A 12,351-nucleotide genomic window follows, 5' to 3' on the forward strand; every position below is an offset into this window, starting at 1 on the left:
GGCGGCGTTTCCGCCCCCGGAAACGGACGGATGCGTCAACGCATCCGCTCCCCCATCGCAAACGATCCGTAAGGGATGTACCGCACCGGATCACCGGGGCGCACATGCACTGCACCGTCCGGCAGTTCGACCAGCCCCTCCGCCCAGCTGAGCCCGCTGATCCGGCCCGATCCTTCGGATTTGAACACCTCGGCCCGCCCATTCCGGATCCGCGCGCGCAGATACTCCCGCCGCCCCGGCTTCTTGCGTTTCTCGAACGCTGCGGGCACGTCGAACCCCTGCGGCACCTGCCACCCTGCCCCGGCCAAAGCCCCCATCGCGGGGCGCGCGAAAACCAAAGTGCAGACCAGCGCTGCAACCGGGTTGCCCGGCAACCCGAAAACCGGTTTGCCATCCCACAGCCCCAGCGCCAAAGGCCGTCCCGGTTTCAACGCGATCCGCCATTCCTGCAATGCGCCGCTTTCGCGCAGCAGCGCCGACATGTGGTCTTCATCCCCGGCAGAGGCCCCGCCCGAGGTCAGGATCACATCCGCGCGGGATGCGGCCTGATCCAGCAACCCCCGCAGCGCATCCCGGTCATCCGGGGCGCGGCCGATATCAACCGGCGCGAACCCGAACCCGGCGCACAGACTCAGCAGCATCGGGCGATTGGCATCATAGATCTGCCCCGCCTGCACCGCGCCCCCCGGATCGACGATTTCGTCCCCCGTGGACAGAACCGCGACACGCAACCGCCGGAACACCGGCAGGTCGCCGTGTCCGACCGCGGCCGCCAGCGCAAGATCAGCCGGTGTCAGAACGCGTCCCTGCGTCAGGGCCACATCCCCGCTGGCCACGTCTTCTCCGGCCTTGCGGGTGTTGGCACCCGGCTTCAGCGGGCCGTGAAAGGCCACCTGCCCGTTGGCCACCCGCACATCTTCGTCCAGCACCACGGTGTCCACACCTTCGGGCAAATCTGCCCCCGTCAGCATACGAATGGCATGGCCTGCGGGCACAGACCCGGCATAGGGCGCCCCCGCCGCAGAGCGCCCGTCAACCAGCGGCAGAAGCTGCGGCCCGTCCCCTATCGCCGTCCCGGCAAAGCCATAGCCATCCACCGCCGTATTGGGGTGTGGCGGATTGGAGCGCTGCGCGATCACATCCTGCGCCAGAACCCGCCCCGCCGCCTGCATCAGCGGCACGGTTTCCTGCCCGACAACGGGCGTGATCCGATCCCGCAGCAGCCCCAGCGCGTCATCCACCGGGGTCCAGTCGACACCCGCAGGCAAGGCGAAACAATCGTTGCGCAAGGGCGGGGGCGTCAGCGTGATCCCGGCCTGAGCAGCCTTGGTCAGCGCATCGCGATGCCCCGCACCCAAGATCCACGCCTCTTCTGACGCCGTCTCCCCGACATCCGCCAGCATCGCGTCCAGACGCTCGGCCGGCAACGCGGCCAAGGCCCGCGACAAAAGCCGCACCTGAACGCGGTCGCGGATCGGGTCGTCAGACACCGCTTTCACCGCGTCCTCGATCAATCCCGGCCAGATCTCGACAAACAGGGTCTGCGCGTCCGCTCCGTCTTCGAACGGCCAGACCTTCACTCCCGTACGCTGGCGCAACCGGGCCAGCATCGGCAGCCCCATCAGGGACTGGCTGCCGACGGTCGGATTGAAAAACAACTGGAAACACGATGACGCCGCCTTTGCGACCAGATCACAGGCCCGGCGTTCACTCACCACATCATAGGCAATCCCGGTCTTGCGATACGGAATATCGGGCCACAGCTCCGGATCGGGTTTGCCCCAGAATGGACCCGGCCCGTCAAACAGCCGATTGAGGTGTCCGGCCACCTCGAACCGGTTGTTCGCCCCCGTTTCGTCATCGGTGATCCGCGCGGCAAGCCAATCCCAGAAAACCAAAGGATCGTCCGATCCGGTGACCGCGCGCACAAACCCCTTTGGATAGCCGAACGGGAAATCAAACCCGGCCAGAACCCGTCGTCCGGCCTTGGCTTCGGCGTCCAGAAATGCCGAAAGCCACGCTTCGGCTTCGATCCGCGTGCGGCAATAGACCGGGTCACGCTCTGATCCGTCCTGCACAATCCCGATCCAGATCGCGTCTTTTGACGGGTGCTTGGGCGCGCGCTTTCCGGCGGACCAGTCCACGACCACAAAGGTGTCAAAGCCGGTCAAAGCCCGACCTCGGCCAGGATGAAATCGGCAATCGCCTGTGTGTCGTTCAGATCAAACACCGGGCGGTCCAGATCCAGCGCGCTGTCACTGGCCACGGCGCGGATCGTATCATCCCCCGGCGCGATCAGATCATTGCCCGTCTCGGCGCGGAACGCCTCGATCTTGGGGTGGCGGTCGCGCTTGTAGCCTTCGACCAACACCAGATCGACCGGCGCAAGTTTGCCCAGCAGCGTCTCAAGCGTTGGTTCATCCTCTTCGCGCAATTCATGCATCAACGCAAAGCGGTTGCGGGACGCCAGCAGCACTTCGGTGGCCCCGGCGACGCGGTGACGGTGGCTGTCCTTGCCCGGATGATCGACGTCAAAGGTGTGATGGGCATGTTTCACCGTTGACACCGAATGCCCGCGCCCGGTGATTTCCGTCACAAGACGTTCCATCAACCCGGTTTTACCCGCGTTCTTCCAGCCGGTGACACCGTAGAGCTTCATATCATTGCCTCTGCCGTCGCCAGGTCTTCGGGTGTGTTCACGTTGAAAAACGGATCGCCCGCGTCGGTCGGAAACACCGCCTCGCGCCCGCCGTGTTTTTCGGTCCAGATGACCACCTTGCTGATCCCGTCGCCCAAGGCCGCGCGCAGATCATCGCGCAGGGCGACCGGCCAGAGGCCAAATGTCGGGTGACGGATCAGGCCGGAGCGGCTCATGGATTTGGTCTTTTCCGTCCCGCGCGGGGTGGCGGCCAGAACCAGCGGATGCGCCATGCCGTCGGCCATCTTGCAAAGATGGGTCACAAGGTCCGTCGGGAAAAACGGCGTGTCCGCCGCCACGGTCACAATGGTCTCCGCGCCCTGCTCTGCCGCCCAATCGAGCCCCGCCAACACCCCCGCAAGCGGGCCGGGAAACCCGTCTATGCTATCGGGCAAGACCGGCAGGCCGTAGTCAGAAAATCGTGCAGGATCGCCGTTGGCGTTCAGTGCCATGTCCCCCACCTGCGGGGACAGCCGTGCGACAACGCGCGACAACAGCGTGGTGTCGCCAAGGCGCAGCAACCCCTTGTCGCCCCCGCCCATACGCGTGGCCTGACCGCCCGCCAGAATAACCCCCATTGGTGTCTGCATCACACGGCTCCGGTTCCTGCGCAGGTCATTCCGCGCTCTTTCTGCGGTGTTTCTTGCTTTCGTCGGGCACCGTGTCCGGATCCATGTCGCGCACTAGACGGTCTTCGCCAGACAGGCATACAAACCGCTTGCCCCGCATCCGGCCAATGCAGGTCAGACCCACCTGACGCGCAATCTCGACCCCCCAGGCGGTAAAGCCGGACCGCGAGGCCAGAACCGGAATGCCCATCAGCGCCGTCTTGATCACCATTTCCGAGGTCAGACGCCCGGTGGTGTAGAGCATCTTGTCCGATGCAGTGACGCCTTCCTGAAACATCCAGCCCGCAATCTTGTCCACCGCGTTATGCCGCCCCACGTCCTCCATGTAGACCAGCGGTCGGTCGCCCTGACACAGGACTGTCCCGTGGATCGCGCCCGCCTCAAGGTAAAGCGACGGCGTCGTGTTGATCTTGTGCGCAAGGCTATAGAGCCACGAGGTGCGCAACTCGACCTGCGGCAAAACCACCTTGTCGAGCCCCTCCATCATGTCGCCGAACACCGTGCCCACGGCGCACCCACTGGTGCGCGTCTTTTTCTTGACCTTTTCCTCGTAGGTCGTCTGCCGCTTGGTCCGCACCACAACGACTTCGAGGTCCTCGTCATATTCGACCCGCGTGACCACATCATCATCCAGCAACATGCCCTGATTGCGCAGGAACCCGACGGCAAGGTATTCGGGATAATCGCCAATCGTCATCGCCGTCACGATTTCCTGGCTGTTCAGGAAAATCGTCAGCGGGCGCTCCTCGACAACGCTGATCTCGGTCGCAGCGCCAGTGTGATCGGTGCCGACAACCCGCCGGGTCAACCGCACCGCCGCCGGATCAGGCGCAATAAGATAGTCGTGATCGCCAGATTCCGGCATTTATTGCAACTCCTTGCGGCTCGGGATACGCCCGGTCAGACACGGACAACAGGAGACAGTGATGGCGCGACACAGCCCAATGTCAAGCTACTGGCGCGGCGTCAGAGACGGCTTTCCGTTTCTCTTCGTTGTCGGGCCTTTTGGCATGCTTTTCGGCGTGCTGGCCACCGAAGCCGGGCTGAACCTGACCGAGACGATGGCCTTTTCCATCGTCGTCATCGCCGGGGCCGCGCAATTCACCGCGCTGCAACTGATGAACGAAAACGCGCCCACACTGGTGATCATTGCATCGGCGCTGGCCGTCAACATGCGCATGGCGATGTATTCCGCCGCAATCACCCCGCATCTGGGCGCGCTGCCGCTTTGGAAACGCGGGATCGTGGCGTATTTTCTGGTGGATCAGACCTATGCGCTGTCCATCCTTGAATATGAACGCGACCCGGACCAGTCGATTGGCAGCAAATTCGCGTATTTCATGGGGGTCATGAGCCCCGTCTGCCCGATGTGGTACGTGGTCACCCTGCTTGGCGCGCTGCTCGGCAGCAGCATACCGCCCAGCCTTGGGCTCGATTTCGCGCTGCCCATCGCCTTTATCGCCATGATCGGCCCGATGCTGCGCACGCCTGCGCATCGCGTGGCCGCACTTGTGTCGGTGATCCTGGCGCTGGCCTGTGCCTGGGTGCCCTATAACCTTGGCCTGATCATCGCGGGGCTTGGCGGCATGATGGCCGGTGCACAGGCCGAAGTTCGCATGGGGATCAAGCTATGACCGGCACACCCGAGCTTTGGATCATCATCATCGCGTTGGGCATTGGCAGCTTCGGCCTGCGCTTTGCGTTTCTGGGCCTCGTCGGGGACCGCGATCTTCCGCCGTGGCTCTTGCGCCACCTGCGCTATACCGCCGTTGCGATCCTGCCTGCGTTGGTCGCACCGCTGGTCGTCTGGCCCGCCGCGACAGATGGCGAAACCGATCCCACCCGCCTGACGGCAGCGATTGCCACCTTGGTGGTCGCGTATCTGACGAAAAACGTCTTCGCAGCAATGGGAACCGGCGCGGCTGTATTGATCGGGCTTAGCCTGCTGGCCTGACGGTCACTGCCCCGCAACCGCCTGTTCGAACTGCGCGATGGCGACAGCCTTGTCGTCGCTGTCATTCTCGAAGATCTTCGTCGTTTGCACGCCGGGGATCTGCGCGAAATCATCCATCAGCCGCTTGGGAAACCAGGTCGATCCGATATTCTCGAACCCCGGCAATTGCCGCAGGATGGCGCTGGTGCTGAGCGAACACTGGGCCGAGGCCACCGGCCCCGCCGACATCGCCAACCGCATCGCGCGTTCGGCCACCTCGGGTGACACCTGCACGCGTTGGATGACAACGTGATACGTTTCGCGCGCATGCGCCCGCGCATAGAAATCGGCGACGCCGGGGGTCACACCATAGAGCACATCATCGCGCTCGGGCACCGCACTCAGCCGCACCGTACCCGCCGGATCAAAGATGATCCGCTGCGATCCGTTGATCATCAGGCTGGTATGCGCGCCCGCCCCGGACCGGTTGTTGATCATCGTATAAAGCGTCAACGCGGGCGGCCCCGGATGGGAATACGCCGCGCGGCTCACCTCTTCGAGAGAGGCATCCGGGCGCAGGTCGGTCACACCGCCTCCGCACCCGGCCAGAACCAGCAATGCCAATCCGGCAAACACACGTGTCAGACAGGTCATGCGCAGTCCCAATATTAAACGCGGTCTCAGGAGTTGAAGATCGCGAGGAAGATCAAAACACCGATCGAGAACAGTGCCACACGTGTGCTCCACCGGATAAACCCGTCAAAGGTTTTTTCCTGTGTCGTCGTGTCCATTGTGCCGTGTTTATGTTCAGCCATGTCTGACATCCTTTAGAATTCTGTTCGCGAGTCGGTACCCGATTTGCCCGACACTGTCACCCATGCCAAGCGCGCAGTGTGTCGCGGTTCACTCGGCCTGTTCCAATTCCGCCGCAAGTTGAAAGCCGATCCGGCGCGGCGGTTCTTCGGGTCTGGGAATCGGCAGCGCCCGCAATGCCACGTTGAGCTGTGACACGTGCTGGATCAACTGCATCCGCCCACCGGCGGCATCCGTGCCGTAAAAGGTGACGATATCGGGGTCAAAAAATCCCAACCCCTCGATCCGCAACACCCCGGTTTCATTCCCGGCAAAGCCCATCGCCACTTCATGTTCGTTATCAAGCTGCTGCTCAAAGTTCTGGATATACAGAACCAGACGTTCATGCGCCCATTCCGCCGGGCTTTTCTGTTGCACCGGTTTGCGGGTCACCGATTCGGGCAAGGGTTTGTTGCCGCTTTCACCACAGCCTTTGGCATGGGCTTCGAAGTGCCGTGGCAATGCTTCGCTTTCCGCAAATTCCGCTGTTGTGCGAATGTCCTCACCCATACCCGAACCCCTTAATTGCGGCATCGCCGTCATATTCCTGATGTCGTTCTTACCGAAACTCACCGGAATATCCGAGAGCGGAATGCGCCGGATCACGCAGTTGTATGGGCGCATGTGATCAAAGCTACCCTGCAAGATTTTTTCCGTGGTAGCGTTCACATACCATCGGGGAGGGGACATCATGAAAGACCAGCAGTTTCAGCAGGCCGGGTATTTCGACCCCGAGGCCTGTGATCTTGACGCGTTCAAACGCCTGATCGCGCAACATACCGCCCCCGAAGATGTGCCGATGGCCTCTGACGTCCTTGCGAATATCCCGGTCTATGACGCGCCCGCCCTGCGCCCCGTTTTGATGGACGCGGCGGCGCGGCGCAGGGTGATGACCGAATGGGCGGATGTCCTGATGAACGGCGCCGGAGCCCTAATTCTGAAAAGGGCCTATACAGAGACCACCGTCATCGACGAAGCCTCGGCCATTTTCGAGACGATCATCGCGCAGGAAAAGCAAACCGCCGGGGGTGGCGCGGATCATTTCGCGACGGCCGGGGCCAATGACCGGATCTGGAATACGCTGCAAAAGCTGTGCAAAGCCGCACCAGACGTGCACATGCGCTACTTCGCCAATGCTGCAATCGCCGCCGTGTGCGAGGCTTGGCTGGGCCCGAACTACCAGATGACGGCGCAGTTGAACGTGGTGCATCCCGGCGGCGCGGCGCAGCAGGCGCATCGCGATTACCATCTTGGTTTTCAAACCTCCGAGATCAGCGCAACCTACCCCGCGCATGTGCATCTGCTGTCCCCGGTTTTGACCTTGCAGGGCGGGATTGCCCATTGCGACATGCCGGTGGACAGCGGGCCAACCAAACTGCTGCCGTTCTCACAGGCCTTTGCCGCCGGGTACGCCGCATGGCGGCGCGAGGATTTCCGCGCGGTGTTTGAAGACAATTTTGTGCAAATCCCCCTGTCCAAAGGGGACGCCGTCTTCTTTAACCCGGCGCTCTTTCATGCCGCCGGGGCGAACCACAGCGCCGACATTCACCGGATGGTGAACCTGTTGCAGGTCTCCTCCGCATTTGGCCGCGCGATGGAATCGATTGACCGCAAAGCGATGTGCACCTTGATGTACCCCCACGCGTTGCGCGCCGTTCAAACCCAAAGCCTGGACGACCTTGATCTGCGCGCATCCGTTGCGGCCACCGCTGAGAGTTATGCGTTTCCCACCAATCTGGATCGTGATCCCCCCAAGGGCGGGCTGGCGCCGGAAACCCAGCAGGCATTCTTTCTGCGGGCGTTGAACGAAGGCCTGAGCGCAGACGCATTTGCAGAGGGTCTAAACGCCATGGCGCAGCGTCAGCGTCCATAAGTTAACAAAGGGTTAAAGGGTCCGGTTCGGACCCAATGTTTCGCGCGCGAAACACTTTCGGGCGACACCGGGCAGCGCCCAAACCAATCTGTTGCCCTATTCGCCCGGCTGTTTGGCAAGGTGAACAACGGGCGCAGGCGCGTCCTTGGCCAATTCCTCGAAATCGAAGTTGTCCAACCGTCGCGCCCGGCGGCCCGCCTTGTCGGCACTGATCTTAATGTCCGCGATATCCTTGGCCGCCTGCCCGAAATGCCTGTCCAGGTTTTCCACCCGCGTGCCCAACCGGTCCACATCGGCATAAAGCAAACCCAGTTCCTTACGGATCGCCCCCGCCTGTTCCTGCATCCGCGCATCTTTCAGGATCGCGCGCATCGTGTTCAGCGTCGCCATGCAGGTGGTCGGCGACACGATCCAGACCCGTGCCGCAAACCCGTCGCGCACCACTTCGGGAAAGTTTGCGTGGAGTTCAGCATAAACCGCCTCGGACGGCAGGAACATCAGCGCGCCATCCGCGGTTTCCCCTTCGATGATGTACTTTTCCGAAATATCCTTGATATGTTTTCGCAGCGAAAGCCGAAGCTGCTGCGCCGCGCGGGTCAACTGGTCCTGCGTCTCGGCCCGACGCAACTGTTCGTAGGCCTCCAACGGAAACTTGCTGTCGATTGCAATCGGCCCCGGCGGGTTTGGCAGGTGGATCAGGCAATCCACGCGTTTGCCGTTCGACAGGGTCGCTTGCAGATCGTAGCTGTCCTTGGGCAGCGCCTTGCCGACGATATCCGTCAGCTGGATTTCCCCGAACGCCCCCCGCGTCTGTTTGTTCGACAAGATGTCCTGAAGCGACAGCACGTCGCCCGACAGCTTGGTGATATTATCCTGCGCCTTGTCGATGCTCTGCAACCGCTGCTGCAATTCACCCAAGGATCGCGCGGTGCGCTGGGCCGAACCGTGCAGGTTCTCGGTCATCTTGCCCTGCACCTCTGCCAGCCGCCGCTCCATCAGTTGCAGCATGGCGGTCTGGCTTTGCGCCTGCGCCTCACTGACGTGATGCAGCCCGCCTGACAGACGTTCCTGCCCTTCGCCAAGCGATTGCACCCGCTGCCCGACCTGCGCAAGCTGGTACACCAAGGGTTCCGCAAGTTTCGCGGCGCGACGCGCAGACAGCAACGACATCACGAGAAGGAGAAGCACCAAGGCACCAAGTCCGAGGGCAAGAAACACCACCGGATCGCTCAGGTTCAATGTCAGGTCACCAATCTGGATCATGTTCGGCCAAACAAACGTTCAATGTCGCTCAACTTAAGTTCCACATAGGTGGGACGGCCATGGTTGCACTGGCCGGAATACGGGGTGGCTTCCATTTCGCGCAGCAATGCGTTCATCTCTTCCGCCCGCATCTGGCGGCCCGAGCGAATGGACCCGTGGCAGGCGACACGGGACAGGATCGCGTCGATCCGGTCCTGTACGGCGGTTGCCTGCCCCTGATCGTCCAATTCGTCCAGAATGTCGCGCAACAGCGCATCGGCATTCACCTCTCCCAATATCGCGGGGGTTTCGCGCACGACCACCGCGCCCGCCCCGAACGGTTCAACCGTCAAACCCATACGCGACAAATCCTGAACATTCTCCAAAAGCCGACTACAATCTGCGTCGCTCATTTCCACCACATCCGGGATCAGCAGTGCCTGCGCGGGAACGCCGTTTTCCGCCATCTGGGTTTTCAGCTTTTCATACACCAACCGTTCATGCGCCGCGTGTTGATCGACGATGACGATGCCATCTTCGGTTTGGGAAATAATATAGTTTTCATGCACTTGCCCCCGCGCCGCCCCAAGGGGGAGCGGATCAGACTTGGCACTATCTGCCTCGTCACACACCTCTTCGACAACCCGGCCAGAATAGCTGTCCTGCATCTCGGCAAAACCGGGCGCCTGCGCCTGATACGCGGCGTGTTTCGCGGCGACACTCGGGCGGTCCATCTGGTAAACACGCGGGCTTTGCGGTTGCTCTGGCCGCATCGCCCCAAGCGTGGCCCCTGCCACGGTGGTGGACGCGCGGTGCCCGGCTTCGGCCAGGGCATGCCGCAGGGCGGACACAATCAGCCCGCGCACCAGCCCCGGTTCGCGGAACCGCACTTCGGATTTCGCCGGGTGGACGTTCACATCCACTTTGTGCGGATCGCAGTCGATGAACAGAGCCACCGCCGGGTGACGATCGCGGCTCAGGAAGTCGGCATAGGCCCCACGCAGCGCCCCGATCAGCAGCTTGTCCCGCACCGGGCGTCCGTTGACGAACAGGAACTGCGCCACAGCCGCACCACGGGAATAGGTCGGCAATCCGGCAAGACCGGTCAGATGGATGCCTTCGCGTTCGGCATCGATTTGCACCGCGTTTTCAATGAATTCGCGGCCCATGACCTGACCCAGCCGTCCGCGCAAGGCGTCGAACAGATCGCCCGTGACCGCATCGGCGCGGAAGGTGACGCGGCCTTCGCCGCCGCCGGACACGTCGCGCAGGGTAAAGCTGACCGAAGGTTCAGCCATCGCGAGGCGTTTGATGACATCCGAGATCGCCTGCATCTCGGCCCGGTCGGAACGGAGGAATTTCAGGCGCGCGGGGGTGGCGAAAAAGAGGTTGCTCAGCGTGACAACGGTGCCTTTGGACAGCGCTGCAGGTTTGATCGGCTCGGCCTTGCCACCGGTGACGTTCAGTTCGGCGGCATCCGTACGATCCGTACGACTCGTCAAGCTCAACCGTCCAACTGCGCCAAGCGACGCCAGCGCTTCGCCGCGAAAGCCAAAGCTGTGAATGCTGAGAAGATCCGATCCGTCGATCTTGGAGGTCGCATGCCGCGACACCGCGAGAGGCAGTTCTTCGGGTGGAATGCCACAGCCGTCGTCGCTGACCCGGATCAGGGTTTTGCCGCCATCCGCAATGGCGATGTCAATGCGGGTGGCTTCGGCGTCGATGGCATTTTCGACCAGTTCCTTGACCGCAGAGGCCGGGCGCTCCACCACCTCACCCGCCGCAATGCGGTTGATGGCGCTTTCCTCAAGCTGTTGAATTGAGGCGCGTATCTTGGGGGCATGGGTATTCATGCCACGAGATGTAGCATGCGTGGCGCGATTCTTCTATGGGGTTTGGTGTGACGTGGTGCGGGAAATCACGCACCCAACAGGTCAGAAAAACTTGAACAGAATACCCATCGCGCTGGCATACGCGGCCATCAGCACCCAGAAACGGTATTTCATGTTCTGGTTGATTTCCGATGTTTCCGCGACCAGCTTGGCAATTTCAGCGCGCATCTTGTCATCCGCGATGGATTGTTCCTGAAGTGTCATCCGCATGTCCCGTACAGTTCACTGCACCACCTTAAGATATAAGTGGTTAACAGAACCCTGTCGAGATTGACGCCGGTTCTTTGCATGGTAACACGGGCGTTATGCTGGAAATCTTCCTTCAAACTGTTCCGTTTTTTGCCATCATCGCCGTCGGTTACGGCGCGGGCAAAACCGGGTTTTTCACGGAAGACGCCACCGCCTATCTGACCAAGTTCGTGTTCTATTTCGCGCTGTCGGCGATGATCTTTCGCTTCTCGGCCAACCTGTCGCTGGCTGACATCTTCGACTGGCGGATCGCAGCGGGATATCTGTGGGGCACCGCGTTTGTCTATGGCCTTGCCATGGCGGTCGCGTTCATGCGCGGCATGGACGTGGCGCGCGCCGGGTTCGAAGGACAGGTCGCCGCGATTGGCAACACCGGCTTTCTGGGCATTCCGATGCTGGCGCTGCTGATGGGCGAAGCAGCGGTTGGGTCGATCATCCTCATCCTGGCCATCGACCTCGTCGTCTTTTCATCGTTGATCGTCATCCTTGTGGTCGGGTCGCGCGAAGGGTCGCTCTCGCTGAGCATTTTCAAAACGGTCGGTGTCGGGTTGCTGAAGAACCCGATGATCGTGTCCATCGTGCTGGGGTTCTGTGTGTCTGCCACGGGCACACCGATCCCCAAACCAATCAACGATTTCCTGGCCATTCTTGGCGCTGCGGCCACACCCGGCGCGCTGTTTGCGATTGGCGCATCTCTGGCCAGCAAATCGGCAGAGCGTCTGCACATCGCGGGCTGGCTGAGCTTTTGCAAACTGGTCATTCACCCGCTGATGGTGGCGGTCGGGGTGTATTTCCTGTTCCCGGCAGACCCTTATAATGCAGGGGTTGCTGTGGCAGCCGCGTCTTTGCCGGTGGCCGGGAACGTGTTCATTCTGGCGAAACACTACAATGTCGCGCCGCAGCGGGTGTCTGCGGCAATTCTGATTTCAACAACACTGAGCATCGTGACAGTGTCGTTTGTGATTTCACAGGTTTTGGTCTGA

14 protein-coding genes are annotated in these 12,351 nt (G+C 61.7%); 4 read left to right on the forward strand and 10 right to left on the reverse strand.

Features of this window, described 5'->3' with window-relative positions; translation table 11 throughout:
• Positions 1–35: 35 nt before the first annotated feature.
• Genes glp through MWU54_RS16490 form a run of 4 tightly spaced genes read right to left on the reverse strand, consistent with a single transcriptional unit; the run spans position 36 to position 4,192 of the window.
• The gene (gene glp, locus MWU54_RS16475) at positions 36–2,171 is read right to left on the reverse strand and encodes a gephyrin-like molybdotransferase Glp (protein ID WP_247085918.1); all 2,136 of its coding nucleotides are present in this window, start codon (positions 2,169–2,171) and stop codon (positions 36–38) included.
• Positions 2,168–2,659, reverse strand: coding sequence for a molybdopterin-guanine dinucleotide biosynthesis protein B (gene mobB, locus MWU54_RS16480; protein ID WP_247085920.1), 492 nt, complete (start codon positions 2,657–2,659; stop codon positions 2,168–2,170). Before mobB ends, glp begins: the two co-directional genes overlap by 4 nt.
• Complete coding sequence (gene mobA, locus MWU54_RS16485) at positions 2,656–3,288, reverse strand: molybdenum cofactor guanylyltransferase MobA (protein WP_247085922.1); 633 nt, start codon at positions 3,286–3,288, stop codon at positions 2,656–2,658. Before mobA ends, mobB begins: the two co-directional genes overlap by 4 nt.
• 25 nt (positions 3,289–3,313) lie before the next feature.
• Positions 3,314–4,192: a formate dehydrogenase accessory sulfurtransferase FdhD gene (locus tag MWU54_RS16490; RefSeq protein WP_247085925.1), complete on the reverse strand. Its 879-nt coding sequence runs from the start codon at positions 4,190–4,192 to the stop codon at positions 3,314–3,316.
• Positions 4,193–4,253: 61 nt separating this feature from the next.
• On the opposite strand from MWU54_RS16490, the gene MWU54_RS16495 reads away from it, so the two are divergent.
• Both MWU54_RS16495 and MWU54_RS16500 read left to right on the forward strand, forming a co-directional pair.
• Positions 4,254–4,961, forward strand: a complete 708-nt coding sequence (locus MWU54_RS16495) for an AzlC family ABC transporter permease (RefSeq protein WP_247085928.1) — start codon at positions 4,254–4,256, stop codon at positions 4,959–4,961.
• Positions 4,958–5,281 (forward strand): AzlD domain-containing protein, encoded by a 324-nt coding sequence (locus MWU54_RS16500; RefSeq protein WP_247085931.1) that lies wholly within the window; start codon positions 4,958–4,960, stop codon positions 5,279–5,281. The genes MWU54_RS16495 and MWU54_RS16500 overlap by 4 nt, the downstream gene beginning before the upstream one ends.
• A gap of 3 nt (positions 5,282–5,284) precedes the next feature.
• On the opposite strand, the gene MWU54_RS16505 is transcribed toward MWU54_RS16500, so the two are convergent.
• The 3 genes from MWU54_RS16505 to MWU54_RS16515 form a co-directional block, all read right to left on the reverse strand.
• Positions 5,285–5,914 (reverse strand): hypothetical protein, encoded by a 630-nt coding sequence (locus MWU54_RS16505; RefSeq protein ID WP_247085932.1) that lies wholly within the window; start codon positions 5,912–5,914, stop codon positions 5,285–5,287.
• Between the two features lie 26 nt (positions 5,915–5,940).
• Positions 5,941–6,075 (reverse strand): aa3-type cytochrome c oxidase subunit IV, encoded by a 135-nt coding sequence (locus MWU54_RS16510; protein ID WP_247085934.1) that lies wholly within the window; start codon positions 6,073–6,075, stop codon positions 5,941–5,943.
• An 88-nt stretch (positions 6,076–6,163) separates the two neighbouring features.
• Entirely contained in the window at positions 6,164–6,622 is a 459-nt protein-coding gene (locus MWU54_RS16515) for a DUF6173 family protein (RefSeq protein WP_247086156.1), read from the reverse strand.
• Between the two features lie 181 nt (positions 6,623–6,803).
• Between MWU54_RS16515 and MWU54_RS16520 the strand changes: the two genes are divergently transcribed.
• The gene (locus MWU54_RS16520) at positions 6,804–7,985 is read left to right on the forward strand and encodes a phytanoyl-CoA dioxygenase family protein (protein WP_247085936.1); all 1,182 of its coding nucleotides are present in this window, start codon (positions 6,804–6,806) and stop codon (positions 7,983–7,985) included.
• A gap of 96 nt (positions 7,986–8,081) precedes the next feature.
• Here MWU54_RS16520 and rmuC read toward each other — a convergent pair whose 3' ends face one another.
• The 3 genes from rmuC to MWU54_RS16535 form a co-directional block, all read right to left on the reverse strand.
• Positions 8,082–9,248 (reverse strand): DNA recombination protein RmuC, encoded by a 1,167-nt coding sequence (gene rmuC, locus MWU54_RS16525; RefSeq protein ID WP_247085938.1) that lies wholly within the window; start codon positions 9,246–9,248, stop codon positions 8,082–8,084.
• Positions 9,245–11,080: a DNA mismatch repair endonuclease MutL gene (gene mutL, locus MWU54_RS16530; RefSeq protein WP_247085940.1), complete on the reverse strand. Its 1,836-nt coding sequence runs from the start codon at positions 11,078–11,080 to the stop codon at positions 9,245–9,247. The genes rmuC and mutL overlap by 4 nt, the downstream gene beginning before the upstream one ends.
• 81 nt (positions 11,081–11,161) lie before the next feature.
• Entirely contained in the window at positions 11,162–11,323 is a 162-nt protein-coding gene (locus MWU54_RS16535; RefSeq protein WP_247085942.1) for a hypothetical protein, read from the reverse strand.
• Between the two features lie 101 nt (positions 11,324–11,424).
• Here MWU54_RS16535 and MWU54_RS16540 point away from each other — a divergent pair, with 101 nt between their 5' ends.
• Positions 11,425–12,351, forward strand: a complete 927-nt coding sequence (locus MWU54_RS16540) for an AEC family transporter (protein WP_247085944.1) — start codon at positions 11,425–11,427, stop codon at positions 12,349–12,351.

Source organism: Marivita sp. S6314, from assembly GCF_023015985.1.
Lineage (GTDB): Bacteria > Pseudomonadota > Alphaproteobacteria > Rhodobacterales > Rhodobacteraceae > Marivita.

Excerpts from the sequence above, each read along its gene's own strand:
- MWU54_RS16500 (WP_247085931.1), top strand. The coding sequence starts at position 4,958 with ATGACCGGCACACCCGAGCTTTGGATCATCATCATCGCGTTGGGCATT.
- rmuC (WP_247085938.1), bottom strand. The coding sequence starts at position 9,248 with ATGATCCAGATTGGTGACCTGACATTGAACCTGAGCGATCCGGTGGTG.
- MWU54_RS16510 (WP_247085934.1), bottom strand. The coding sequence starts at position 6,075 with ATGGCTGAACATAAACACGGCACAATGGACACGACGACACAGGAAAAA.
- MWU54_RS16505 (WP_247085932.1), bottom strand. The coding sequence starts at position 5,914 with ATGACCTGTCTGACACGTGTGTTTGCCGGATTGGCATTGCTGGTTCTG.
- mobB (WP_247085920.1), bottom strand. The coding sequence starts at position 2,659 with ATGAAGCTCTACGGTGTCACCGGCTGGAAGAACGCGGGTAAAACCGGG.
- MWU54_RS16495 (WP_247085928.1), top strand. The coding sequence starts at position 4,254 with ATGGCGCGACACAGCCCAATGTCAAGCTACTGGCGCGGCGTCAGAGAC.
- mutL (WP_247085940.1), bottom strand. The coding sequence starts at position 11,080 with ATGAATACCCATGCCCCCAAGATACGCGCCTCAATTCAACAGCTTGAG.
- MWU54_RS16535 (WP_247085942.1), bottom strand. The coding sequence starts at position 11,323 with ATGACACTTCAGGAACAATCCATCGCGGATGACAAGATGCGCGCTGAA.
- MWU54_RS16520 (WP_247085936.1), top strand. The coding sequence starts at position 6,804 with ATGAAAGACCAGCAGTTTCAGCAGGCCGGGTATTTCGACCCCGAGGCC.
- MWU54_RS16490 (WP_247085925.1), bottom strand. The coding sequence starts at position 4,192 with ATGCCGGAATCTGGCGATCACGACTATCTTATTGCGCCTGATCCGGCG.
- MWU54_RS16540 (WP_247085944.1), top strand. The coding sequence starts at position 11,425 with ATGCTGGAAATCTTCCTTCAAACTGTTCCGTTTTTTGCCATCATCGCC.
- MWU54_RS16515 (WP_247086156.1), bottom strand. The coding sequence starts at position 6,622 with ATGGGTGAGGACATTCGCACAACAGCGGAATTTGCGGAAAGCGAAGCA.
- mobA (WP_247085922.1), bottom strand. The coding sequence starts at position 3,288 with ATGCAGACACCAATGGGGGTTATTCTGGCGGGCGGTCAGGCCACGCGT.